The sequence below is a fragment of the Lentzea waywayandensis genome (assembly GCF_900115955.1).
Taxonomy (GTDB): Bacteria; Actinomycetota; Actinomycetes; order Mycobacteriales; family Pseudonocardiaceae; genus Lentzea; species Lentzea waywayandensis.
Genome location: NZ_FOYL01000006.1, coordinates 285,405 through 310,252, shown reverse-complemented (window position 1 = coordinate 310,252; position 24,848 = coordinate 285,405). Strand labels below are relative to the sequence as shown.

Annotated in this window: 23 protein-coding genes; 12 read left to right on the top strand and 11 right to left on the bottom strand. The window is 67.7% G+C overall.

The genetic code is table 11. From position 1 onward, the window contains the following. Positions 1–90: 90 nt before the first annotated feature. Together BM417_RS24685 and BM417_RS24680 are read right to left on the bottom strand one after the other, a co-directional pair. On the bottom strand, positions 91–375 hold the full coding sequence (locus tag BM417_RS24685) for a ubiquitin-like small modifier protein 1 (protein ID WP_093598824.1): 285 nt from the start codon (positions 373–375) through the stop codon (positions 91–93). Beyond that, a complete protein-coding gene (locus BM417_RS24680) occupies positions 372–1,451 on the bottom strand; it encodes a WD40/YVTN/BNR-like repeat-containing protein (protein WP_093598821.1) in 1,080 nt (359 codons plus the stop codon). The genes BM417_RS24685 and BM417_RS24680 overlap by 4 nt, the downstream gene beginning before the upstream one ends. A 145-nt stretch (positions 1,452–1,596) precedes the next feature. Between BM417_RS24680 and BM417_RS24675 the strand changes: the two genes are divergently transcribed. Together BM417_RS24675 and BM417_RS24670 are read left to right on the top strand one after the other, a co-directional pair. After that, positions 1,597–3,285: an acyl-CoA dehydrogenase gene (locus BM417_RS24675; protein WP_093598819.1), complete on the top strand. Its 1,689-nt coding sequence runs from the start codon at positions 1,597–1,599 to the stop codon at positions 3,283–3,285. A gap of 117 nt (positions 3,286–3,402) precedes the next feature. Then, positions 3,403–5,406 carry an NPCBM/NEW2 domain-containing protein gene (locus tag BM417_RS24670; protein ID WP_218164548.1) on the top strand — a complete coding sequence of 668 codons (2,004 nt, stop codon included), beginning with the start codon at positions 3,403–3,405 and terminating at the stop codon, positions 5,404–5,406. Here the strand turns inward: BM417_RS24670 and BM417_RS24665 are convergent. Beyond that, complete coding sequence (locus BM417_RS24665; protein WP_093598816.1) at positions 5,403–6,035, bottom strand: TetR/AcrR family transcriptional regulator C-terminal domain-containing protein; 633 nt, start codon at positions 6,033–6,035, stop codon at positions 5,403–5,405. The genes BM417_RS24670 and BM417_RS24665 overlap by 4 nt on opposite strands. Positions 6,036–6,103: 68 nt before the next feature. Here BM417_RS24665 and BM417_RS24660 point away from each other — a divergent pair, with 68 nt between their 5' ends. Further along, positions 6,104–6,544: an ester cyclase gene (locus tag BM417_RS24660; RefSeq protein ID WP_218164547.1), complete on the top strand. Its 441-nt coding sequence runs from the start codon at positions 6,104–6,106 to the stop codon at positions 6,542–6,544. Here the strand turns inward: BM417_RS24660 and BM417_RS24655 are convergent. The 5 genes from BM417_RS24655 to BM417_RS24635 all read right to left on the bottom strand — a co-directional run bounded on the left by BM417_RS24655 (position 6,541) and on the right by BM417_RS24635 (position 9,996). Continuing rightward, positions 6,541–7,440 (bottom strand): asparaginase, encoded by a 900-nt coding sequence (locus tag BM417_RS24655; protein WP_245822139.1) that lies wholly within the window; start codon positions 7,438–7,440, stop codon positions 6,541–6,543. The two genes, BM417_RS24660 and BM417_RS24655, sit on opposite strands and share 4 nt — an antisense overlap. Continuing rightward, a complete protein-coding gene (locus tag BM417_RS24650) occupies positions 7,421–8,188 on the bottom strand; it encodes an amino acid ABC transporter permease (RefSeq protein WP_093598808.1) in 768 nt (255 codons plus the stop codon). The genes BM417_RS24655 and BM417_RS24650 overlap by 20 nt, the downstream gene beginning before the upstream one ends. Then, positions 8,188–8,802 carry an amino acid ABC transporter permease gene (locus BM417_RS24645; RefSeq protein WP_093598805.1) on the bottom strand — a complete coding sequence of 205 codons (615 nt, stop codon included), beginning with the start codon at positions 8,800–8,802 and terminating at the stop codon, positions 8,188–8,190. The genes BM417_RS24650 and BM417_RS24645 overlap by 1 nt, the downstream gene beginning before the upstream one ends. Further along, the gene (locus BM417_RS24640; RefSeq protein ID WP_093598802.1) at positions 8,799–9,677 is read right to left on the bottom strand and encodes a glutamate ABC transporter substrate-binding protein; all 879 of its coding nucleotides are present in this window, start codon (positions 9,675–9,677) and stop codon (positions 8,799–8,801) included. The genes BM417_RS24645 and BM417_RS24640 overlap by 4 nt, the downstream gene beginning before the upstream one ends. A 112-nt stretch (positions 9,678–9,789) precedes the next feature. After that, entirely contained in the window at positions 9,790–9,996 is a 207-nt protein-coding gene (locus BM417_RS24635) for a cold-shock protein (RefSeq protein ID WP_030468404.1), read from the bottom strand. Positions 9,997–10,233: 237 nt separating this feature from the next. Here BM417_RS24635 and BM417_RS24630 point away from each other — a divergent pair, with 237 nt between their 5' ends. Further along, complete coding sequence (locus BM417_RS24630) at positions 10,234–10,461, top strand: hypothetical protein (protein WP_093598799.1); 228 nt, start codon at positions 10,234–10,236, stop codon at positions 10,459–10,461. A 74-nt stretch (positions 10,462–10,535) separates the two neighbouring features. Continuing rightward, positions 10,536–11,240, top strand: coding sequence for a hypothetical protein (locus BM417_RS24625; RefSeq protein WP_245822138.1), 705 nt, complete (start codon positions 10,536–10,538; stop codon positions 11,238–11,240). A gap of 10 nt (positions 11,241–11,250) precedes the next feature. Here BM417_RS24625 and BM417_RS24620 read toward each other — a convergent pair whose 3' ends face one another. After that, entirely contained in the window at positions 11,251–12,339 is a 1,089-nt protein-coding gene (locus BM417_RS24620; protein WP_245822137.1) for a sugar ABC transporter substrate-binding protein, read from the bottom strand. Between the two features lie 244 nt (positions 12,340–12,583). On the opposite strand from BM417_RS24620, the gene BM417_RS24615 reads away from it, so the two are divergent. From BM417_RS24615 to BM417_RS24590, 6 genes are all read left to right on the top strand, one after another. Then, entirely contained in the window at positions 12,584–14,284 is a 1,701-nt protein-coding gene (locus BM417_RS24615) for a S8 family serine peptidase (RefSeq protein ID WP_093598791.1), read from the top strand. Positions 14,285–14,455: 171 nt separating this feature from the next. Then, complete coding sequence (locus BM417_RS24610; protein ID WP_093598788.1) at positions 14,456–15,172, top strand: MerR family transcriptional regulator; 717 nt, start codon at positions 14,456–14,458, stop codon at positions 15,170–15,172. A 54-nt stretch (positions 15,173–15,226) separates the two neighbouring features. Next, a complete protein-coding gene (locus BM417_RS24605) occupies positions 15,227–16,687 on the top strand; it encodes an alpha/beta hydrolase (protein ID WP_093598786.1) in 1,461 nt (486 codons plus the stop codon). A gap of 110 nt (positions 16,688–16,797) precedes the next feature. Then, positions 16,798–17,583 (top strand): chitosanase, encoded by a 786-nt coding sequence (locus BM417_RS24600; protein WP_093599362.1) that lies wholly within the window; start codon positions 16,798–16,800, stop codon positions 17,581–17,583. Positions 17,584–17,758: 175 nt separating this feature from the next. Then, positions 17,759–18,547 (top strand): chitosanase, encoded by a 789-nt coding sequence (locus tag BM417_RS24595; protein WP_407656172.1) that lies wholly within the window; start codon positions 17,759–17,761, stop codon positions 18,545–18,547. 197 nt (positions 18,548–18,744) lie between these two features. Then, positions 18,745–19,497 carry a chitosanase gene (locus BM417_RS24590; protein ID WP_093599359.1) on the top strand — a complete coding sequence of 251 codons (753 nt, stop codon included), beginning with the start codon at positions 18,745–18,747 and terminating at the stop codon, positions 19,495–19,497. A 258-nt stretch (positions 19,498–19,755) separates the two neighbouring features. Here BM417_RS24590 and BM417_RS24585 read toward each other — a convergent pair whose 3' ends face one another. Next, a complete protein-coding gene (locus BM417_RS24585; RefSeq protein ID WP_093599356.1) occupies positions 19,756–22,686 on the bottom strand; it encodes a glycine--tRNA ligase in 2,931 nt (976 codons plus the stop codon). A gap of 232 nt (positions 22,687–22,918) precedes the next feature. Beyond that, positions 22,919–23,359 (bottom strand): hypothetical protein, encoded by a 441-nt coding sequence (locus tag BM417_RS24580; RefSeq protein ID WP_093598780.1) that lies wholly within the window; start codon positions 23,357–23,359, stop codon positions 22,919–22,921. Here BM417_RS24580 and BM417_RS24575 point away from each other — a divergent pair. Then, positions 23,358–24,779 (top strand): LCP family protein, encoded by a 1,422-nt coding sequence (locus BM417_RS24575; protein WP_093598777.1) that lies wholly within the window; start codon positions 23,358–23,360, stop codon positions 24,777–24,779. The two genes, BM417_RS24580 and BM417_RS24575, sit on opposite strands and share 2 nt — an antisense overlap. The last annotated feature ends 69 nt before the right edge of the window (positions 24,780–24,848 follow it).

The following is a 24,848-nucleotide window of genomic DNA, read 5'->3' as shown; positions in this document are numbered from 1 at the left end:
GCCGGCCGGCCCCGCGCACGAGGCGTGGCCAGGCACCCGGCCGGGGTGCGCCGCCATCCCCGGTACGGCGCACCCCGGCTCGGCCTGGCGTCAGCCTCCCGCTACCGAGGGCAGGATCTGGATCTCGGCGCCTGCCGACAGTGGGGTCGCTGGGCCGGAGAGGCGGCGGCACTCCTCGCCGTTGACGTAGAAGTTCACGTAGCGGCGGAGGGTGGACTGTTCGTCTCGCAAGCGGCGGTCGAGGGCTGGGTAGGTGTCTGCCAGCACGTCCAGGGCGGCTCCCAGGGTGGCTGGGTCTGGGACGTCCACGTCCAGGTGGGCGGCGCCGTCGGTGGCGTTGCGCAGGACGCCTGGGATCAGGACGGTGACCTTCACGTCGGGATCACCGTGGCTCGGACCGACATCACGTCCGGGAGGTGGGCGGCTACCTGGTGCCAGGTGTCGCCCTCGTCCGGGCTGGCGTAGACCTCGCCTGAGCGGGAGCCGAAGTAGACGCCGGGGACCGCGGCGTCGTCGGTGCACATGGCGTCGCGCATCACGGCTGTCCAGAAGGCGTCAGGGAGGCCTTCGCCCAGAGCCTCCCAGGACGAGCCGGCGTCGCGGGAGCGGTAGACGCGGCACTTGCCTTCCGGTGGAAAGCGGCGACCGTCCGCCTCGATCGGGAACGTGAAGATCGTGTCCGGGTCGTGGGGGTGGACGACCATCGCGAAGCCGAAGTCCGTCGGGAGGCCCTCGGCGATGGACTGCCAGGTGTCGCCGCCGTCGTCGCTGCGGTAGACGCCGTGGTGGTTCTGGGCGTAGAAGCGCGAAGCCAGAGCAGGGTGTTGTGCGACCTTGTGGACGCATTGGCCGAACTCCGGCCACGGGTCTGGGAAGAAGTACGCCTTGATGCCCTTGTTGCGGGCCTCCCAGGACTTGCCGCCGTCGGCCGTGCGGTAGACGCCGCCGGTCGACATCGCCACCAGCATCCGGTCCGGGTCGACCGGGTCGGGCACGATCGTGTGGACGGCCTGGCCGCCGAAGCCCGCCTCCCACTCCGGGCGGTGCGGGTGGTTCCAGAGGCCCTCGACGAACTCGAACGAGCGGCCGCCGTCCGACGACCTGAACAGGGCCGAGGGCTGGGTGCCCGCGTAGACCACGCCCGGTTGCGAGGCCGGAGCGGGCTGAAGCTGCCAGACGCGTTCCAGAGCCGCGTCGTCCACCGGGAACGCGATCGGCGGCGTGGAGGACTCCTCCCAGGTGGCGCCCAGGTCGTCCGAAATGGACACGCCGGGACCGAAGTGCGGTGAGGACACACCCGCCATCAGGCGAAGACCCTCACGAGAGTCGAACGCGACCGCGTACACCTCCTGCATCGCGTGGTGCGGCCCGTCGACCTGCCACGTGACCCGATCCTCACTGCGGGCGAGCCACAGTCCTTTGCGCGTACCGATCGCCACGACCACCGTCATCGCAACGCAGCCTCCCAGTCAGAAGATGTGATGCGGAGCACGTTACGCCGGGGGTCTGACAATTTCTGAGCGCGAGGGAAACCCCACGTAGACCCACAAGTTACTCACTGGTAGCGTCCAAAAGAAGAGACGCAAGGAGGCGCCAGTGCTGCTCGACCCGAACCACTACGACCCCGCCCACCTCGACGACGAGACGCGGCGCCTGCTCAGGGCGACCGTCGACTGGTTCGAGGCCCGCGGCAAGCGGCAGCTCATCGCGGACGCGCAGGACAAGGTCTGGTACACCGAGTTCCTCGACTTCGTGAAGCGTGAGAAGCTCTTCGCCACCTTCTGCACGCCCGCGAGCGTCGACGGCACGAAGCGCTGGGACGCCGCCCGCAACGCCGCGTTCAGCGAGGTGCTCGGCTTCTACGGCCTCCAGTACTGGTACGCCTGGCAGGTCACGGTTCTCGGCCTCGGCCCCATCTGGATGAGCGGCAACGAGGAGGCCAAGCAGAAGGCGGCGGCCCTCCTCGACAGCGGCGCGGTCTTCGCGTTCGGCCTCTCCGAGAAGGAGCACGGCGCCGACGTCTACAGCACCGACATGATCGTCACGAAGACCGATGACGGCTACCGGGCCAGCGGCAGCAAGTACTACATCGGCAACGGCAACGTCGCCGGCATGGTCAGCGTCTTCGGCAAGCTCGCGGACTCCGACGAGTACGTCTTCTTCGCCGTCGACAGCCAGCACGAGAACTTCAAGCTGGTCAAGAACGTCGTGGACAGCCAGATGTTCGTCAGCGAGTTCCGCCTCGACGACTACCCGATCACCGACGCGGACGTCCTGCACCGCGGCCCCGACGCGTTCAGCGCGGCGCTCAACACCGTGAACGTCGGCAAGTTCAACCTCTGCACGGCCAGCATCGGCATCTGCGAGCACTCCTTCTACGAGGCGATCACCCACGCCCACAACCGGATCCTCTACGGCAACCCGGTCACGAACTTCCCGCACGTGCGCCAGAACTTCGTGGACGCCTACGCGCGCCTGTCCGCGATGAAGCTCTTCGCGGACAGGTCAGTCGACTACTTCCGCAGCGCCGACGAGAACGACCGCCGCTACCTCCTCTTCAACCCCATCACCAAGATGAAGGTGACAAGCGAGGGCGAGAACGTCATCGACCTGCTCTGGGACGTCATCGCCGCCAAGGGTTTCGAGAAGGACACCTACTTCACCCGCGCCACGGCCGACATCCGCGCGCTGCCCAAGCTCGAAGGCACCGTGCACGTGAACCTGGCCCTGGTGCTCAAGTTCATGCCGAACTACCTCTTCAACCCCAAGGCCTACGACGAGGTCCCGACGCGGCACGACGCGACCGACGACGACTTCTTCTGGCACCAGGGCCCCGCGCGCGGCCTCGGCAAGATCCAGTTCCACGACTGGGAGCCGATCTACACCGAGCACGCCCACCTGCCCAACGTGGCGCTGTTCCACGAGCAGGCGAACGCCATCAAGACGCTGCTCACCACCGCCGCGCCGGACGCGGACCAGCAGAAGGACCTCGACTTCCTGCTCAACCTCGGCCACCTGTTCACCCTGGTCGTCTACGGCCAGCTGGTCCTGGAACAGGCCAAGATCACGGGCACCGACCAGAACGTCCTCGACCAGATCTTCGACGTCCTGGTCCGCGACTTCGCCGGCTACGCGACCGCCCTGCACGGCAAGGCCAGCAGCACCGAGGCCCAGCAGCAGTGGGCCGTCGCGCAGATCCGCAAGCCGCACGTCGACCAGGCCCGTTTCGACGCCGTCTGGCAGCAGGTCGAGGCGCTGTCCGGCCGGTACGAGATGCGCCCGTAAGCACCGAACGAGACGCAAGGGGGCGGAGCCGACAGGTTCCGCCCCCTTGACGCGCGCGTTACACAAACGTTTACATGAAGCCCTGCCGCCGCACTCCGCAGATTGGAGCGCGCGCAAGTGGATCTCCGCAGATGGCGCACAGCCGCAGTCGCCACCCTCATCGCCGCAGGCACCCTCGTCACGCCCCAGGCACACGCGCAGAAACCAGACCTGGCGCTGACACCGCCGATGGGCTTCAACAACTGGAACAGCACGCACTGCCGCAACGACTTCAACGAAGACATGGTCAAGGGCATCGCCGACATCTTCGTCACCAAGGGCCTGAAGGACGCGGGCTACGAGTACGTCAACATCGACGACTGCTGGGCACTCCCCGAACGCGATGCGAACGGCGACCTCGTCCCCCACCCGGTCCGCTTCCCCAACGGCATCAAGGCAGTCGCCGACTACGTGCACTCCAAAGGCCTCAAGTTCGGCATCTACACGAGCGCGGGAACCAAGACCTGCAACAAGGAAGGCGGTTTCCCGGGCGGCCTCGACCACGAGGTGCAGGACGCGAAGCTGTTCGCGAGCTGGGGCGTCGACTACCTCAAGTACGACAACTGCAACAACCAGGGCGTAGACGCGAAACTCCGCTACACCAGGATGCGCGACGCCCTGAACGCCACCGGACGGAAGATCGTGTTCAGCCTCTGCGAGTGGGGCCAGAACAAGCCGTGGGAGTGGGCGAAGGACGTCGGCCACCTGTGGCGCACCACCGGGGACATCAGCGACAACTGGAACTCCATGGTGTCGATCGCCAAGCGCAACATGGAACTCGCCGACTTCGCGGGCCCCGGCCACTGGAACGACCCGGACATGCTGGAGGTCGGCAACGGCGGCATGACGGACCTCGAGTACCGCAGCCACTTCAGCCTCTGGTCGATCATGGCCGCCCCGCTGCTGATCGGCGCGGACCTGCGCAAGGTCACCCCGGAGACGTTCGAGATCCTGGAGAACCGCGAGGTCATCGCCGTCAACCAGGACAAACTCGGGTTGCAGGGCAAGGTGATCCGCAACGAGGGCGGCAACCACGTCCTCGTCAAGCCGCTCAGCAACGGCGACAAGGCCGTCCTCCTGTTCAACGAGAACGACAGCGCGGCCACCATGTCCGCCACGGCATCAGAGCTCGGCCTGAGCCAGGCATCCGGCTACAAGGTCCGCGACCTCTGGGCCAAGACCACCACGCACACCGCGAACGCGATCAGCGCCGCACTCCCGCCACACGGCTCGGCGATGTTCCGCGTCAGCAAAGCCGACGACTGGTACCGATACCCGCCCACGGTCACCACGGCCGCGAACGGCGAAGTCCTGTACCCAGGCGCACTTCCGATCGTCCAGCCCGGCAGGACGGTCACCTACACGACGTCCGTCACCAACGCCGGTCGCCTGCCGATCGCCCTGGTCCAGGCCACGCTGCAAGTTCCCCAGGGCTGGTCCGCGAAAGCCACGACGACCAGCTTCAAGGCGATCCTGCCCGGCGAGAAGAGCTTCCGGACCACCTGGCAGGTCACCGTGCCGCAGAACGCCCAGGCCGGCCGGTTCCCGGTCAACGCGAGCTTCACCTTCCACAGCCCGCACGAGAACAACCCGGTGACCAGGCAGTACTCCACCGAGGCACTGGTACCCGGCGCGGCCCCGAAGGGCGAACTCTTCGTGAGCGACCTGAAGTGGCTGCGGTCGGCGAACGGCCACGGCCCGGTCGAAACAGACACCACCAACGGCGAGGCCAAGCAGGGCGACGGCGGCCCGATCACGATCCGCGGCAAGGTGTTCGCGAAGGGTCTCGGCACGCACGCACCCGCCCACGTCGAGTACTACACGGGCGGCAACTGCACCAAGCTCACCGCGACCATCGGCATCGACGACAAGAAGGTCAACCCGCTCAGCCTCGTCAGCTACGAGGTCTGGGCCGACAACCGGCTGGTCCACGACAGCGGCCCGGTCACCGGCACCGACGCCGCGAAGTCGCTGGAGGCCGACGTCTCCGGCGCCACGGTCACCCGGCTGATCGTCAAGGACGGCGGCAACGGCAAGTCCTACGACCACGCCGACTGGGCCGATCTCAGGATCACCTGCTAATCCGACTGGTACCGCTCCAGAGCCGCGATCATGAGTTCGAGCCCGAACTCGAACTCGTGGTCGTGGTCGTAGGTCCCCAGCTCGTCGAGAACCCCGGCGGACAACGGAAACGCCGCCATGTCGACGTCGACGTAGGGAGACAGCGCGATCCCGCCGAGCTCCGGCGAGGTCGCGACCTCCCTCATCAACGTGCCCAGCAGGTAGGACACCATCGCCCGCATCATCCCGACGGCGATCTCGCCCCGGAAGCCCGCGCGGTCGAAGTTCATCAGCGCCGACTCGATCGTCCGGAACCCCGCCTCGGTGCTCAGCCGCCGCGTCGCCAGCATCACGAACGCGCGGGGGTGCCGGCGCGCCAGCTCCCGCACCGCACGGGCGTGCGCCCGGATGTGGTCACGCCAGTCGTCGCTGTCCACCGTGTACGGCTGCGCGTCGGCCATGATCCGCTCGGCCGCGAGATCCACCAGCAGCGCCTTGTTCGGCACGTGGTTGTACAACGACATCGTGCCCGCGCCCAGCTCGGCGGCGAGGCGTCGCATCGAGACGGCCTCGACGCCCTCGCGTTCGATCAACCGCACTGCCGCATCCACGATGCGCGCACGGGTCAACGGTTCACGAGATGAGGACACTGGCGGAGACCATACGACGTGGAGTAACTTCCCTGCGACGTACGGCGTACGTAGGAGGGTCAGCCGGCATGACCGAGTCCAAGGCGCTCAGAGCGCTGCGCGAAGCGATCGTCTTGGAGCACATGGAGTCGCAGAACGAACACGACTTCGACACCTCCCTGAACACGTTTCCGCACCCCCGCTACGAGATCATGGCGTCCGGCCAGGTCCTCGAAGGCGTGGACGCGGTTCGCGACTACTGGCAACGCACTCGCGCCGCGTTCCCCGACCAGCGCAACAAGGTCATCGACGTCCACCACGCGGACGACGCGGTGATCCTCGAGTTCGAGCTTCAGGGCACGCATCTCGGCAGCCTCACCGGTGAGGAAGTCACCGGACGGTCGTTCAAGGTCAGGATGGTCGGTTTCTTCCTCTTCGACAAGGACGTTCTTGTCTGCGAACGGGTCTACGGCGACACGGCGACGGTCATGAGCCAGCTCGGCATGCTCGACGTCCCCGAGAAGTTCTAGAAGACCACGCGTACCTCCCCGACCACCTGTCCGCCACCGAGCACCGGCACGGACAGGTATTCCTTGGCGGGCGACACGTCAAACCCCAGAGCCGCCAGCGCCGTGAGCCCGATCGCGGTCGTGGCGCGGGGATTCCCGTCGAGCACCTTCACCGCGACCGCGTGGCCGGCACTGGTCGCCAGCACCAGCACGCCCTCCGCGCCGCCCTTGGCCACCACGCCCGGCAGCAGCTGCATGACCACGGTGTTCACGTGCCCGGTTCCGCCGACGTACTCGGGAAACCCGCGCATGGCATCGGCGACGGGCGTGCGCACCAACCCCTGCATCGCGCGCGCCAGGCCGTGCAACGACAGCCCGTACACCGGCGCACCACAGCCGTCGATCGCCGTGTGCGCGACCGACTCGCCCGAAAGCTCCTCGACTGTCCGCATCACCAGTTGCTGCAACGGATGCGAAGGCCCCAGGTAGGTCTCGACCGGCCACCGCGCCGCCACGCACGCCGCCAGCATCGCCGCGTGCTTGCCGGAGCAGTTCATCCGCACCCGCGAGGGTTCCGGCACGCGTTGGCGGGTCTCCTCGTCCTCCGGCCACGACGGCGGGCACCGCAACGACCCCACCGGCAACTCGCCGAGCAGCCGCGTCACCAGCTCGACGTGCCGGTCCTCCCCCGTGTGCGACCCGGCCGCGATCGCCAGCGCGGGCCCCGCGAGCGGTGCTCCGGCGGACAGGCACGCCAGCGCCTGGAACGGCTTCATGCACGACCGCGGCAGCACCGGGTCCTCCACCGCGCCAACGGAAACGCCCACGTCACCGGACGGCAGCAGGCCGACGACGCTGCCGTGGTGCAGGCTCTCCACGAACCCGGACCGGGTGACCTCAGCGAGCAGTGCGGGCACGGGCAGCCTCCAGCCGATGGGCCAGCCTGGACAGCGCCAGGTTGACCACGAGGTAGACGAACGCGACGACGATGAAGGTCTGGATCAGCAGACCGTTGTAGTTCGCAAGCACCCGCCCGTTGAACAACAACTCCGTGTAGGACACGACATATCCCAGCGAGGTGTCCTTCAACAGACTGGCAGCCTGGGTCACGAGCAACGGCGTCATGTGCCGCACGGCCTGTGGCAGCACCACGAACCGCGTCACCACACCGTCCGGCATGCCCAACGACAACCCCGCCTCGCGCTGGCCGGGATCGACCGCCGAGACGCCCGCCCGGAAGATCACCGCGTAGGAGGCCGCGTGCGACAACGCGAGCGGCACCACGAGCTTCCAGAACAGCGGCAGGTTCACCCCGAACGACGGCAGCACGAACAGCATCACGTACACGAGCAGCAGCACCGGAACCGTGCGCATGACCTCGGCGTAGGCGCGGGTGAACCGGTTGGGCCGCAACGCGAGCAGCAACCCGCCCGCCATCGCCAGCACTCCCGTCGCACACGCCGCCACCACCGTCGACCACAGGCCGCCGAGCAGATAGCGCCAGACGGGCCAGGTCAGGTACGGCCTCCACCGGTCCGCGTCCAGCTGGCCACCGGCCGCGAACTGCCGCAACCCCAGCGCGACCAGTCCGGCCAGCACCAGAACGGACACCGCGGAGACCCAGAAGATCCGGCGGCGCGACCGTGGTCCGGGAGCGTCGAACATCAGGCCAGCCGCCGTTCCAGCACCCGCGCACCGAACCCGATGCCGGCGGCCATCACCAGATAACAGAGCCCGACGCCGGTGAAGACCAGCAACGGCTGCGCGAGCTCCAGGTTGATCCGTTGCGCCGCACGGGTCATGTCCACCACGCCGACGACTCCGGCCAGCGCCGTGGCCATCGTCAACGCGATCGCGATGTTCGCCAACGGCTGCACGACGCGTTTCGAGGCCTGCGGCAGGATCACGTGCCGCAACGACTGCCGGAACGAGAGCCCCAGCGCCCGTGCGGCCTCGCCCTGCCCGGACGCCACCGAGTTCACACCCGACCGCAGCGCCTCCGCCACGAAAGCCGCCTCGTACAGCGCGATCGCCGTGAAAGCCGTCCAGAACAACGGCATCTTCACGCCCACCTCGGGCAGCCCGAACACGAACAGCACCAGCCACGCGAGCAGCGGGATGTTCCGCCACACCTCGACGTAGACCGCGCCGACGCCTCGCAGCAACGGCACCGGCACGACCCTCAGGACAGCCACCAGCAATCCGACGAGCAACGCGCCGGCGAACGACAGCAGGGTCAGGGCGACGGTGTTCAGAAAGCCTTCGAGGACCAGGCTCATGAGGCGATCGCGGGTGGCGCCGGCGCGTCGCCGGTGACCACGGTGCCGATCGTCTGCTTCCAGACCTCCTGCCACAGCCCCGACTTGCCGATCTCGCGCAGCCAGTCGTTCACGAACTTCGTGAACTCGGCGTCGCCATGCTTGATGCCGATGCCGTACGGGTCCTCGGTGAAAGGCTCGCCGACGAGCTGGAGCTCGCTGTCCTTCGACGCGTCGGCCACGAGAATCGCCTGGTCCTGCACGTAGGCCTCGCCGCGGCCCTGCTTCAGCGCCGTCAGGCACTCGGGGTCGGAGCCGAACTCGAGGATCTTCGCGGTGGGCGCCGCGTCCTGAACCGCCTTCACCCCAGGGGTGTTCGCGCCGACGATGACGGTCCTGCCCGCCAGATCGGCGGGCTTGCCGATGCCGGACGTGCCCTTGCGCACCGCGATGGACTGCCCCGACTGGTAGTAGGGCCCGGCGAACGCCACGCGCTCGGCCCGCTGCGGGGTGATCGTGTAGGTCTGGATGATCACGTCGACGGTGCCGTTGGCCAGCAACGGTTCGCGGGTCTCGGACGTCGCGGAGAGCAGCTCCGTCGAGGGCTTGCCGACGATGTACTGCGCGAGCAGCTTGCCCAGGTAGGCGTCGAAGCCGGTGAGCTCGCCGCTGATCGGGTCGAGCTGCGAGAGCAAGGGGGCGTCCTGGGAGCCGCCGATGATCAGCTCGCCGCGTTTCTTGATGCGGTCGACGGCTGACCCGGGGGTCACCTGACCTGCGTAGACGGGTGCTTTGGCCAGCAGGGCGTCGATCTTGCTCCCGCCTGGCACCGCACCTTCACCACCGGCGCATCCGGCCACGAAGAGCAACACGGCGGCTACGAACAGTCTCCCCATGCCGCGACGCTACTGAGCGCGATCAATCGGGCACAAGATACGACAAAGCCGCTTGTCCGATAGTGGACAGGCGGCTTGTCAGATTCCGATCAGATGTGCTGACCGGTCAGACTCAGACGGCGCGAACGCCCTGGGCCTGCGGGCCCTTCTGGCCCTGACCGATCTCGAACTCGACCCGCTGGTTCTCTTCGAGAGCCTTGTAGCCGTTCATCTGGATCTCGGAGTAGTGGACGAACACGTCGGCGCCACCGTTGTCAGGGGAGATGAAGCCGAAGCCCTTCTCCGCGTTGAACCACTTGACGGTGCCCTGTACTGCCATCTTGCTACTTCTCCTCTAACAGGTGCCGGATCGCGCTCGCGACCACCGGGTCAGGTCACAACGGCGCCTTCTCCGGAACCTGGAGAAACCACACACTCGCGACCTCGTTCCGCGAGCGGGGTAATCCACGAACACGCAACGTACGACCATCGACAGTCAACCACGCCCCACCGCTCTCAGTCGAGCCATCGATCTCACTGATACCGTGAGATCCCAAATGACTCCGCGGAGGTACTCGTGCCCGAGCAGATGACGCTGTCGATCAAGGTCGAGGTGGCACCGCAGATCGCGGCCGGGCTGTCCGCGCTAGTCCAGAATCTCCTGGCCAGCGCCGTGCGAGAGCTCAAGCGGAAAGATCGCGACGAGAGCCGTAGGTCCGTCGTCAACGAGCACCGCGGCACCGTGCACGGCACCCTGTTCCAGATCGGGAACGTAGAGGGCAACGTCAACTACCGGGACCGGTAACCTGGAGGGTCGTTGACCCAGGGGGCCGCGGCTTGACCGGCAGCGACAGACTGCTCTTCTTCTTCATCGGCTTGGTGACCACATTCGTGTTCATCCGAATCAGCGTGCGTTTGATCAGGGCGAAGGTCCGCTGGTGGCCGGGCAACTTCGTGCACGGCGACACGCACGTGCATCACGTCGTGTTCGGCACCGTGCTGTTGCTGTTGTCGAGCGTCACGAGCCTCGTCATCCCGGACGACATGCACGGCGCCAGACTGGCCGCCGCAGCCGTTCTCGGTGTGGGCGCGGCGCTGGTGCTGGACGAGTTCGCGCTGATCCTGCACCTGAGGGACGTGTACTGGACGAAGGCCGGCCGGCTGTCCGTGGACGCCGTGTTCCTCGCCGTCGGTCTCACCGGGACGTTCCTGCTCGGCGCACGCCCGTTCGGCTACGACGAGGTGTTGCAGCTCAACCCGGAGACGACGCCGGCGTCCACGTTCACCCTCCGGCTGATCGCCATCTCGGTGAACCTGTGCTTCGCGATCGTCGCGCTGCTCAAGGGCAAGATCTGGACCGGGCTGCTCGGCCTGCTCGTGCCGGTGGTGCCCGCCGTGGGCGCCGTGCGGCTGGCCAGGCCCGGCTCACCGTGGGCGCGCTGGCGTTACCCGGAGGGCTCGCGCAAGCTCTCCCGCGCCTACCGCCGGGAGGCGCGGATCCGGCAACCGATCATCCGCGTGAAGATCGCCGTGCAGGAGTTCATCTCGGGACGTCACGACCTGCCTGATCAGGACAGGCCGTGATCTTCCCGGACTAGTTTCCGACGATGTCCTGCTGGGCGCACGCCTGGGCGAGGTCGCCGGCGCACAACTCCGCGGGCTTGATGATGCCCTCGGTGACCAGCGTCCGGACGTTCTCCTTCTTGATCAGCGTCGCGCCGAGCAGCACCGACTTGATGTCACGCCGCGCGACGGGATCCCGCAGGTTGCCGGTGGCGAGGTCATCGGCACCCTCCAGGTCTCCTCGGGCGATGGCGATCGCCAGCCTGGACGCGGCCTCGGCCTCGTCGCGCACCGGCTTGTAGACGGTGATGCACTGGTCGCCGCGCAGCACGGCCCGCAGGCCGTCCACAGTGGCGTCCTGGCCGGTGACCGGGACCTTGCCCGCGAGGTTCTTCTTCTTGAGCACGGTGATGACCGCGCCCGCCAGGCCGTCGTTGGCCGCGACCACGCCGTCGACCTTGCCCTGGTTCTCGTTCAGGATCTGCTCGAACAGCTGCCCGCCGAGGTCGTTGTTCCAGTCGGCGACCGGCTGCGACTTCACGAGCTTGAGCGCGCCGCTGTCGTACTTCGAGGACAGCCGCGATTTCTGACCCTGGGTGAAGAGCGTGGCGTTGTGGTCCGTCGGAGCGCCCTCGATCTCGATGATGCTGGCGCCCGGCTTGTCGCCGAGGCAGCCCAGCAGGCCGTCCGCCTGGAGCTGGCCGACGTTCACGCTGTCGAAACCGACGTGGTACTCCGCCTGACCGCCGAGCGTGACCCGGTCGTAGTCGATCACCGGGATGTTCGCGGCTTTCGCCTTCTTCTGCACCGCGAGGCCGCCCGCCGCCGACAACGGCGTGATCATCAGGACCTTCACCTTGCGGCGGATCATCTCGTCGGCGATCTGCGCGAACTTCGCCTCGTCGCCTTCGGCGTTCTCCATGAACGGTTCGATGTCCGCGTAGTTGAACGCCTGTGTGAGCAGGGGACGATCCTGCTCTTCCCAACGCGTGGATGTCGTTCGGTCGGGAAGGATTACCCCGACGATTGGTTTGGGACCACGCGTAGGCAGCGTCGGAGACCCCTGACCTGCTTCACCACAGGCTGACAGGAGAAAGAGCAGGCACGCCGACGATGCCATTACCCGTCTTCGCATAAACGCGGAGTCCAGTCCTTGAATCTTGTTAAGTCAAGATTTCTTCTCATAACATCACGCTCCGCTGCCGATCGGCTACAGTTCGATTCCGTACGAAAGGCGCTGATGCGCGGCGAATTTTCGTGTCAGTGTGTCCAACTTGGGCGGCAATCGGGGGCCGCACCGTGTTGTTGGATCCAGCCCTGACCGGGTGTGAGGAGACAGCTAGGTGAGAACGCGCAGAACCGTGATGGCGGTGGCGGCAACGGTGTCGCTGATCGCCGCGGGCACTTCGGCTGCGGGGGCCGCGCCGGCCACCACAGGGCCGACCACGGAGTACACCGTCCTTCTGGAAGAACCCGGAAACCGCGACTTCGCGATCGACGCCGTGGAAGCGGCGGGCGGCGAGGTCGTGCGGAGCAACGACGCCGTCGGCCTGCTGACGGTCAAGGCGCCCGCGAACGGCTTCGCGGAGAAGGTTTCCGCTTCGAGCGCGATCGTCGGCGCCGCTCGGACCAAGCCGATCGGGCACGCGCCCGCGGCGAAGGCCGAGAAGGTCAAGCGGGAGAACGTCGAGAAGGAGAACAAGACCGAGCAGGCGAACAAGGCTCCTGCTCCGTCGAAGTCGACGGCGGGCATGGACCCGCTCGACGGCGACCTGTGGGGCCTGAACCTCGTTCGCTCCAACATCGCGCGGGCCAAGCAGGCCGGCGACAAGCGCGTGTACGTCGGCATTCTCGACACCGGTGTGGACGGTTCCCACCCGGACATCGCGCCGAACTTCAACAACGAGCTCTCGCGCAACTTCACCGTCGACATCCCGAACGACTCCGACGGTGGCGTGTTCGACGGCCCGTGTGAGTTCCGCGGTTGCGTCGACCCGGCCAACTGGGACGACGGCGGCCACGGCACGCACGTCGCCGGCACCATCGGCGCCGCTGCCAACGGTTTCGGCATCTCCGGTGTCGCGCCGAACGTGTCGCTGGTCAACATCCGCGGCGGCCAGGACGCGGGGTCGTTCTTCCTGACGCCCGTCGTCGACGCCCTGACCTACGGCGCCGACATCGGCCTGGACGTCATCAACATGTCGTTCTACGTCGACCCCTGGTACATGAACTGCGCCAACGACCCCACGGCCTCGGCCGAGGAGCAGCTGGAGCAGCGCACGATCATCGCGACCGTGCAGCGCGCGCTGAACTACGCGCACCGCAAGGGTGTCACGCTGATCGGTGCCGGTGGCAACAACCACGAGGACCTGGGCAAGCCGCGCCAGGACACCGTGAGCCCGAACTACCCGCCGGGTCACAACCGTCCGCGTCCGGTCGACAACGCGACCTGCCTGAACCTGCCGACCGAGGGCAACCACGTCATCTCGGTGTCGTCTCTCGGCCCGTCGACCTCCAAGGCCGACTACTCGAACTACGGCGTTGAGCAGACGGCGATCTCGGCTCCCGGTGGTTACTTCCGCGACGGCCTCGGCACGCCGTGGTACCGCACCAACGAGAACCTGATCCTGTCGACCTACCCGCGCAACGTCGCTCTCGCCGAAGGCGCGATCGACGAGGCCGGCAACATCACCGAGGCCGGTCTGGCCGCGGGTGTGAAGAAGGCCGCGCAGGGCGACAAGGTCGGCTACTACCAGTTCCTGCAGGGCACCTCGATGGCCGCCCCGCACGCCGCTGGTGTCGCCGCGCTGATCGTCAGCCAGTACGGCAAGAAGGACAAGAAGAACCCCGGTCTGACCCTCGACCCCGACAAGGTCGAGAAGGTGCTCTACAAGACCGCGACGCAGCGCGCCTGCCCGAACCCGCGCACTGTCTCGTACGTCAACGTGGGCCGCTCGCCGGAGTTCGACGCCACCTGTGAAGGTGACTCGAAGTTCAACGGCTTCTACGGTCACGGCATCGTGGACGCCTACGGCGCCGTCACCCGCGGTGGTCAGTTCCTGTAAGTCCTTGTAGGACAACGAAAGGCCCCCGGGTTCTTGACGGGGGCCTTTCGCTTGCGACGAAAGTGGACTCTCCCCGCCACCTTCGTCTGAAAGATCCGCCCTGCCTTGACCGTGCCGTAGCGGCATAGTTTCAACTGGGTCGTGTCAGGGCCGGACGAAGAGGGAGACGTCGTGGGGTGGAGCACCAGCCAGCTGGCCGATCTCGCCGGCACGACGGTGCGCACGATCCGGCACTACCACGAGGTGGGCCTGCTCGCCGAGCCCGAACGCCGTGCCAACGGCTACAAGCGCTACGGCGTGCCCCATCTGGTGCGGGTGATGAGGATCAAGCGGCTCACCGATCTCGGCCTGTCGCTCACGCAGATCGCGAACCTCGGTGACGAGGACGAACATCCCGGCGATGCGTTGCGCGAGCTCGACGCGGAACTGGCCGCGACGATCGAACGGCTGCAACGGATCCGCACCGACCTGGCGTTGATCCTGCGCCAGGAGGCGCCGACCGATCTGCCTCCCGACGTGGCGGCGATGATCGCGGAGGCGAACCTGTCACCGCAGGACCGCTCGTTCACCGTCGTGCTGGCACAGCTGCTCTCGCCGGAAACGCTGGCCAGGTACGCCGAGACGCTGAAGGACTACTCGAAAGATCCCGCGGTGGTGGAGTTCGACGCGCTGCCCGAGGACGCGGACGAGCAGACCCGGCAGAGCCTCGCCGAACGCATGCGCGCCATGCCGTACATGGCCGAGATACGCGCCGCGTTCCCGGACGCGGCAGGCCTGTACAGCGACGCGCCGCGCGGTGTGGAGCACGCGAAGCGCACGGTCATCAAGGTGCTGGTCGAGCTCTACAACAAAGCCCAGCTGGACGTTCTCGTCCGCATGAGGGGCTGACACTCATCAGTTCTGGCGCGCCGGACGGGCGCGCCGTCGGGGAGGTATTTGCTAATGCGAAAAACGTTGTCTCTGGCCGCGGTCGTGACCGCCGCCGCAGGGCTGGTGGCGGCGCCGGGGGTGTCGGCCGCCGCCGCGCCGAAGCCCGAGGTGCAGTGGGTCGCCTGTCCCACCGACGTGGCGCTTCCCGGTCTGGAATGCGGAAAGCTCCAGCTGCCGCTCGACTACCGCAAACCAGAGGGTCGCCGGACCGAGGTGACGATCTCGCGACTGGCCAGCAAGAGCCCGGAGAAGCGCAAGGGGATCCTGCTGACCAACCCTGGTGGTCCGGCCGAGGGCCTGACGTTCCCGTTCTACCTGAAGGCGCTGGGCATGCCGCAGAGCGTGCTGGACGCGTACGACGTGATCGGCATGGACCCGCGAGGCCTTGGCTACAGCTCACCGTCCACATGTGACATGACCGAGGAGCAGATGGCGGACGGCAGCGTGCCTCCGTACGCCAACAACTCCGCCGAGGTGCGCCAGCGCGCCGACGAGGTCAAGAAGATCGCCGAGCAGTGCCTCAGGTCGTCCTCGGCCGGCGAACTGCCTTACAACACGACCGCGAACATCGCGCGTGACCTGGACTCGGTCCGTGCGGCGCTGGGCGAGAAGAAGGCCTCCTTCCTCGGGTACTCCTACGGCTCGTACCTGGGTTCGGTGTACGCCACCCTGTTCCCGAAGACCTCCGATCGCGTCGTGATCGACAGCAACCTGCCGAAGGGCGGCTGGGACGTCGAAGGCGGCCGGCTGATGGGCCGCGGCGTCGAGGACACGTTCCCCGACTTCGCCAAGTGGGCGGCGGCGCACCCCGAGTACAACCTGGGCACGACGCCACAGCAGGTGCGCGCCAAGTTCTTCGACCTGGCCGCACGGCTCGACAAGAAGCCGTCGGTGGAGGGCACCGACGGCAGGCTGTTCCGCTTCGGAACCTTCTTCGCCCTCTACGTCACCGGCGACGCGGCCTTCTCGGGCCTCGCCGCCTCCTGGAAGGCCTACGACACCGGCCAGCCGCAGCCGCCGCAGGAGTTCCCGGAGACCCCCCGCGTCCAGGCCCTGCTGGCGGGCCGCCTGAACGTGATGTGCGGCGACTCGGCCTGGCCGTCGTCGGTACGCACGTACGAGCGCAACGTGGAGATCGACCGCATCCGCCACCCGATGTTCGGCGCGGCCGCCGCGAGCATCCAGCCGTGCGCTTTCTGGCCGAAGCCGGTGGAGAGGCAGGTCCTGCCGTCCGAACGAGGCCCGCGCAACGTGCTGCTGGTGCAGAACGAGCGCGACCCCGCGACGCCGCTGGTCGGCGCCCAGTCGACGCGCCGCGCGTTCGGCGACAGGGCCGCGATGATCACCGTCGACCAGGGCGGGCACGGTGCCTACCTGATCGGCAAGAACAAGTGCGCCAACGACAAGGTGACCGAGTACCTGCTCGGCGGACAACGTCCGAACGACGTCAAGTGCGCAGCTGAAACTGGCTGACTCCAGGAGGCCGGCTCGCCCGACAGGGTGAGCCGGCCCTTGTCGTGCGCGCGCTCCCACGCTACGGTCGCTCCATCGTCGCCGCCGATTCCACTGTGGAACGGAGCGGCATGAAGACGTTTACACGGCTCGCGGCAACGGTTCTCTGCGCGGCGGCCCTCGTCACGCCCGGCACCGCCCAGGCGGCGGACCTGAACGACCCGCAGCTCAAGGACATCGCGATGCAGCTGGTGTCCAGCGCGGAGAACTCCTCTTTGGACTGGCGCGCACAGTTCGGCTACATCCAGGACATCGACGACGGCCGCGGCTACACCGCCGGCATCATCGGCTTCTGCAGCGGCACCGGCGACATGCTCGACCTCGTCCGCCTCTACCGCGACTGGAAGCCGGGCAACGCCCTGGAGAAGTACCTGCCCGCGTTGGAACGGGTGAACGGCACGCCGTCGCACGACGGCCTGGACCCGAACTTCCAGGGAGACTGGCAGTCGGCGGCCCAGGACGGCACGTTCCAGGGCGCACAGGAGCACGAACGCGACCGCGTCTACTTCGACCCGGCGGTCAACCGCGCGAAGCAGGACGGCGTGCAGGCGCTCGGTCAGTTCGCCTACTACGACGCGATCGTGATGCACGGCGACGGCTGGGGTGACCTGGACTTCTCCAGCATCCGCCAGCGCGCGCTCAACACCGGCGCGCGCCCGCCGGCCCAGGGCGGCGACGAGGTGCAGTGGCTGCACGCGTTCCTCGACGCACGGGTGTGGACGATGAAGCAGGAGCCCGCGCACGAGGACACCAGCAGGGTCGACACGGCGCAGCGCCGGTTCCTCAACGAGGGCAAGCTCAACCTCGAACGCCCCCTCCAGTGGCACGTCTACGGGGACGCCTACGAGATCGGGTGACCCGACCTTCCGGCGGAAACGTTTGCGAGGCAAGCGTTTCCGCCGGAATGCGCCGACTGGCGGCGAATGTCCGTTTCGCGAATTAGTAAAGGCTCTTGCCAATAAAGGTATGGACCCCTTACCGTTGCTCCCACGCCGCCCGGGACCCCGACATCCCTGCCCCGGAGGGAAATTCGTGAAAATCACTGGCCGTATCGCGGCTGCGCTGCTGACGTGCGCCGCTCTCTTCACCACGACGGTTGGCACCGCCTCTGCGGCCAACCTCGACGAACCGCGCCTCAAGGACATCGCGATGCAGATCGTGTCCAGCGCGGAGAACTCGTCCACGGACTGGAAGGCCCAGTTCGGCTACATCGAGGACATCGACGACGGCCGCGGCTACACCGCGGGCATCATCGGTTTCTGCAGCGGCACCGGCGACATGCTCGACCTCGTCGAGCTGTACAAGACGAAGAAGCCCGGCAACGTGCTGGAGAAGTACCTTCCCGCGCTGCGCAGGGTGAACGGCACCGAGTCCCACTCTGGCCTGGACCCCAACTACACCAGGGACTGGAAGACCGCGGCCAAGGACTCCGTCTTCAAGGCGGCCCAGGAGTCCGAACGCGACCGCGTCTACTTCAACCCGGCGGTGAAGCAGGGCAAGGCCGACGGCGTGCGCGCCCTGGGCCAGTTCGCCTACTACGACGCGATCGTCGTGCACGGCGACGGCGGCGACAAGACCAGCTTCAGCAACATCCGCAAGCGCGCGCTCGGCAAGGCGAAGCCCCCGTCGCAGGGTGGCAACGAGACCACGTGGCTCAACGCCTTCATGGACGCCCGCGTGTGGGCCATGAAGCAGGAAGCGGCCCACGAGGACGTCTCCCGCATCGAGACCGCGCAGCGCGTGTGGCTGAAGGCCGGCAACTTCGACCTGAAGACGCCACTGAAGTGGAAGGTCTACGGCGACAGCTTCACGATCAACTAGCTCCGCCGTTTCACACATGAGAAAGAGGGGCGCCCCAGCAGGGACGCCCCTCTTTCTCATGTGTGACAACAAGTTCGTAATCGAATGAACACTCTTGCCGACGAAGGTCCGAACCCCTTACCGTTGCCGGACCGCCGCCCGGGACACCCCGGGAGGAACGCGTGAAGATCCCAGGCCGCACGCTGGCCGCAGTTCTGATGTGCGTCGCGCTCGCCACCGCGACCACGGGCACAGCCCAAGCGGCAGACCTGAACGACCCGCGCATGAAGGACATCGCGATGCAGATCGTGTCCAGCGCAGAGAACTCGTCCACGAACTGGAAGGCCCAGTTCGGCTACATCGAGGACATCGACGACGGCCGCGGCTACACCGCCGGCATCATCGGCTTCTGCAGCGGCACCGGCGACATGCTCGACCTCGTCGAGCTCTACAAGCAGCGCAAACCCGGCAACGTGCTGGAGAAGTACCTCCCCGCGCTGCGCAGGGTGAACGGCACCGACTCCCACGCGGGCCTGGATCCCAACTACACCAAGGACTGGAAGACCGCGGCCAAGGACTCCGTCTTCAAGGCGGCCCAGGAGTCCGAACGCGACCGCGTCTACTTCAACCCGGCAGTACGCCAAGCCAAGGCGGACGGCGTGCGCGCACTCGGCCAGTTCGCGTACTACGACGCGATCGTCATGCACGGCGACGGCTGGGGCAACCTGGACTTCTCCGGCATCCGCAAACGCGCACTGGCCAAGGCAAAGCCCCCGTCGCAAGGCGGCAACGAGACCACGTGGCTCAACGCCTTCATGGACGCCCGCGTGTGGACCATGAAGCAGGAGCCCGCACACGAGAACACGAGCCGCGTCGACACGGCACAACGCGTGTGGCTCAAAGCAGGCAACCTGGACCTGAACACCCCGCTGAAGTGGAAGGTCTACGGCCAGAGCTTCGAAATCAAGTAGCCGCAGGGCACCCGCGGGAACAGGAACGGGCCCTCGCAACCCGCCCCGGCGCGGTGCCACCCGGCGCCCGCCCTCGCAAAGCAACCACGTACGAGGACTGGCGTGGCGATGCGAAGCGAGCCGTCTGAACCCAGGGCGCCGGGTAGCGGTGAGCCCCAATCGCAACCCCGCACTTCGTCACGACCCGCGAGAGCACCCTCGCGGGGTGAGCCGCCAACAAAACGCGACCCACCCCGCAGGAACGCGACGCAACCCGACCTACAGCTGGGTCCAGTCCAGCACCGGCGCCGCAAAATCACGGATCGACGCCAGCAGCCCAAGCCGCGCAGCCTTCACCTTCTCGTCCTCGGCCATCACGAGCACCTCGTCGAAGAACGTGTTGATCGGTGCGGTAAGCCCTTCGGCAGCGCCAAAGAACGCCGCCAACCCGACAACATCCCGCGAAACCCCGTCGAACGCCTTGTGCAGCGCCACTTCCGCAGGCTCCGACAGCACCGAGGCGTCGTAGGACCCCTCAACAGCCGCAGGCACGATCCGCCGCACCCGCTGCAACGCCGCAGCCAACGCGTCAAAGGACTCGTTGCCCGCCAACGACTCCAGCTGCGCCAGCGTCTCGTCGGCCAGCACCGGCGAGTCGGCCAACGGCAGCACCGCCTGCACGAACCGGTGCTCATGCCCAGCATCGAGCAGCGCCTGCTCATAACGCCGGACCGCGAACTCGCGCGCGGTCTCCAACGCCTCGGCGGACACCTCAAGCCCCTCGGCGGCAAGGGAAAGCGCCACCGGCAGCGTGATCGCGCGCAGGTCCGGGAACGCCCGCAGCACGGTAACCGCGCCAAGAGCCGCCCGCCGCAGCCCGAACGGGTCGGACGAACCGGTCGGCTGGGCACCGATCCCGAACAACCCGGCCAGCAGGTCGAAGCGGTCCGCCAGCGACAGCAACGCCCCGGGCACCGACGACGGCAGCGCGTCACCGGCCGACCGGGGAAGTTCCATCTCCCACAACGCCACCGCGACCTCGGACGTCTCCCCCGCCCGCACCGCGTACTCCCGAGCCATCACACCGGCCAACGACGATAGCTCGATCACCATCTGCGAGCCGAGGTCGAACTTGGCCAGCGCGCCGGCACGATCCAACGTCTCGCGGTCGACGTCGACCACCGAAGCGAACCGACCGGCGAGCGAAGCGATGCGGCCGGCCCGATCAGCCATCGAACCGAGCTTGTCCGCGAACGTGAGCTTCGCGAGTCCGGACTTCATCTCCTCCAACGGCGTCTTGAGGTCCGCGCGCCAGAAGAACGCCGCGTCCTCGTACCGCGCCCGCAGCACGGCCTCGTTGCCCGCGCGCACCAGGTCGGCGTCAACGGAACCGTTGGCCACAGCCACGAAGTGCGGCAACAGCGTGCCATCAGCCGACCGCACCGGCAGGTAGCGCTGGTGCTTGCGCATCACGGTCGTGAGGATCTGACCAGGCAGCTCCAGGTACCGCTCCTCGAACGAACCGAGGATCGGCGTAGGCCACTCGACCAGGTTCGTGACCTCGTCCAGCAACCCGTCGACTTCCACGACACCGCCGACCGACGCCGCCAGTTCCTGCGCGGCCGACACGATCGCGGCAGAACGAGCAGCGGCATCGACCTGAATGCCGTGCGACTCGAGGAACTCCAGGTAACCGTCCGCTTGGGACACCGAGATCACCGGCTCCGCGGCAGTCCGGTGCACCCGAGTCACCGTCCCGGAGGCCAGCGACGACACCGCGACCGGCACCGGCGTCTCCCCCAGCAACGCGAGCAGCCAGCGGATCGGCCGGGTGAACGACAGCTTCGGGTCGTTCCACTTCATGTTCTTCTCGGACCGCAGGTCCGCGACGACCTCCGCCAGGAGGCCGCTCAGCACCTCGACAGCGCCACGACCGGCATCGGTCTTCGTCAACGCCACGAACTCGACGTCGTTCTCGACCACACGCCCCAGCGATGAAACCTCAACGCCCTGGCCACGAGCGAAGCCCTGCACGGCCTTGGTCGGGTTCCCATCCGCATCGAACGCGGCGGAAACGCGCGGACCGCGAACAGTGCGTTCGGCATCCGGCTCGCGCGGGGAAACAGCGGGCACCAGCACGACGATCCGGCGCGGCGTGCCGTGCACGGTCACCGCGCCGTGCGTCAACCGAGTGGCGTCCAGCTTGGAACCAACAGCCGCACGCACCGCGTCCACGGTCCGCAGCACCTCGGCCGGCGGCAGTTCCTCGGTACCGATCTCGAACAGCAGGGTCGCCGGCGCCGCAACGTCCTCAAAGGACGAAGGCGCGGCCACGACCCCGGGAAGTTCAGCCACACCAAGCGGATGCCCGAGCTCGGCACGACGCTCGGCCCACAAGGCAGCGACTTCCCGCGCCAGGCCGCGCATCCGGCCGAACGCACGGGCGCGCTCGGTCGTGGAGATCGACCCGCGCGCGTCCAGCACGTTGAAGATGTGCGAGCACTTCAGCACGAAGCTGTGCGCCGGAACGGGCAGGCGGGCGTCGAGCATGCGCCGGGCCTCGGCCGCGAACTCCTCGAAGAGGCGCTTGTTCGCCTCCACGTCCGCGTCGTCGAGGTAGTACCGCGACATCTCGTACTCGGCCTGGCCGAACGCCTCGCCGTAGGAGATGCCGGGCGCGTAGGCGATCTTCTTGAAGTGGTCGACGCCCTGCAGCGCCATCATGATCCGCTCGATGCCGTAGGTGATCTCCACCGACACCGGGTCGAGCGTCATGCCGCCGGCCTGCTGGAAGTAGGTGAACTGGGTGATCTCCAGGCCGTCGAGCCAGACCTCCCAGCCGAGGCCCCAGGCGCCGAGTGCCGGCGATGCCCAGTTGTCCTCGACGAACCGGACGTCGTGCCCGCGCACGTCGATGCCCAGCGCCTCCAGCGAACCGAGGTAGAGCTCCTGCGGGTCGCCCGGGTCGGGCTTGAGGATCACCTGGAACTGGGTGTGGGTCTGCAGCCGGTTCGGGTTCTCGCCGTAGCGGGCGTCGTCGGGCCGCACGGACGGCTCCACGTAGGCGACGCGCCACGGCTCGGGACCCAGCACCCGCAGCACGGTGGCCGGGTTCAGCGTTCCCGCCCCGACCTCGGTGTTGAACGGCTGCACCACGATGCAGCCTCGGTCGGTCCAGTACTTGGTCAGCGCGAGCAGCGCGTCCTGCATCGTCAACACGGCGACGAGTCTACGAAGCAGGCAAAACCGCTGGTCAGGGGGCCTTGATCGGGTGGTCTGCGCCACTGTGTCACCCTGTGCACAACCGAGTGGCGGCCCCGCACGTCTACTTGGTGTACCCGAATGTGCTGAGAGGAGTGGGTGTGGACAACCGGCCGCCGCGGCCGGGAGACCCGAACGGGAATCCCAGGCGACCCTCTGCCACCCCGCGTCCCCAGGCGGGTCAGCCCCGCCGTCCCCCGGTGCCGCCGCGCAGCTCAGAGCCCCCGCGCAGGCAGCCGGGCCGGGTCGAACCCCCGAAGCGCTCCGAGCCCCCGAAACGCTCCGAGCCGCCGCGCCGCGAGCCGGTGAGCCGCACCGAACCGCCCCGCCGCGAACCTCCGCGCCGGGAGCCGGCCAGCCGCGCCGAACCGCCCCGCCGGGAGTCGGCCAGTCGCGCCGAACCCCCGCGCCGCGAGCCCCCGCGCTCCCGTGAGCCGGGCCGGGCCTCGTCGTCGGCCCCGCGCCCGCGTCCGGTCGCCGACCGCCCGACGGTCCGCACCACCCCCGCGAAGGCCAAGACCGCCGCTCCGGCGCCCCGGCCGAGGCCCAGGCCCGCCGCCGCCCGCAGGCCGAGCACGGCCCAGCGCGGCGCGTCCACCGGCGCCAAGATCTTCCTCAGCATGCTGTCCGCGACGATCCTGCTGGTCACCGGCATCGCGTGGCAGAACCTGACGGCGCTGACCGACGGTCTGACCAAACAGGATCTGAACCTCGCCGACGCGGGCGAGAAGCCCGCCGACGGCGCCATCGACATCCTGCTGGTCGGCATGGACAGCCGCACCGACTCCAAGGGCAACCCGCTGCCGCAGAACATCCTCAACGAGCTCCAGGCGGGCGGCAGCGACGACGGCGGGTTCAACACCGACACGCTGATCCTGCTGCACATCCCGAACGACAGCGGCAAGGCCTACGCCGTGTCGTTCCCGCGCGACTCCTACGTGAAGATCGCGGGCGGGTTCGGGCGACACAAGATCAACTCTGCCTACGGTTACGCCAAGGGTCAAGCCGCCGAGAAGCTCCAGGGCAGCGGCAAGGGCGCACCCGAGATCGAGATGGAGTCGCGCAAGGCCGGCGCGAAGAACCTCATCGAGACCATCCAGACCCTGACCGGCGCGACGATCGACCACTACGCCGAGGTCAACCTGGTCGGCTTCTACGACATCACCAAGGCCGTCGGCGGCATCGACGTCTGTCTCAACAACAAGGTCCGCGACAGCTTCTCCGGCGCGAACTTCCCCGCCGGCCAGCAGACCATCGAGGGCAAGAACGCGCTCGCGTTCGTCCGCCAGCGGCACGGCCTGCCGATGGGCGACCTCGACCGCGTCGTGCGCCAGCAGGTCTTCATGGCGGGCCTCGCGAAGAAGATGCTGTCCGCGGGCGTGCTCACCGACAGCACCAAGCGCAGCGACATGATCAAGGCCGTCAGCGGCGCGATCGTGCTCGACGACGGCTGGGACATCACCAAGTTCGCCCTCCAGATGAAGGACATGACGGGCGGCAACATGACGTTCCAGACGATCCCGACCGGCAACCCGGACCTCCAGACGCCGGAGGACGGCTCGGCGGTCGAGGTGACCGAGTCCGAGGTGCGCACGTTCGTGAAGAACCTCGGCAAGGCCCCGGCGACGTCGAACCCGGCGGACCCCAAGTTCGACAAGTCCGCAGTGACCGTCGACGTCCGCAACGCCTCCGGTCAGCCCGGCCTCGCGGGCAAGGTGCTCCAGTCGCTCGTCGCGAAGGGCTTCAAGGAGGGCCAGGCGGGCAACGCCGAGGCCTTGGCGAAGTCCGTCGTCCGCTACGGCAAGGGCGGCGAGGCGGGCGCGAACGCGGTCCAGGAGGCGCTCGGCGGCCTGAAGATCGAAGAGGACGTGAACGTGCCCGCCGGGGCCGCCCGCGTCTTCCTCGGAGCGGACTACTCGGGTCCCGGCGCGCAGGGTTTCACCGGATCCGGAGTACTCGCCCTGGACGGTGCGCGTCAGCAACCGGCTGACCCCGCGGCCCCTCCGCCCATCTCCGCAGACGGCGTGCGCTGCGTAAACTGATACTCAGAGTAGAGATGTATAGCCCGTTCGGGGGATTCTCCCAGTAAGTTGCGTAAGCGACGAAGCACT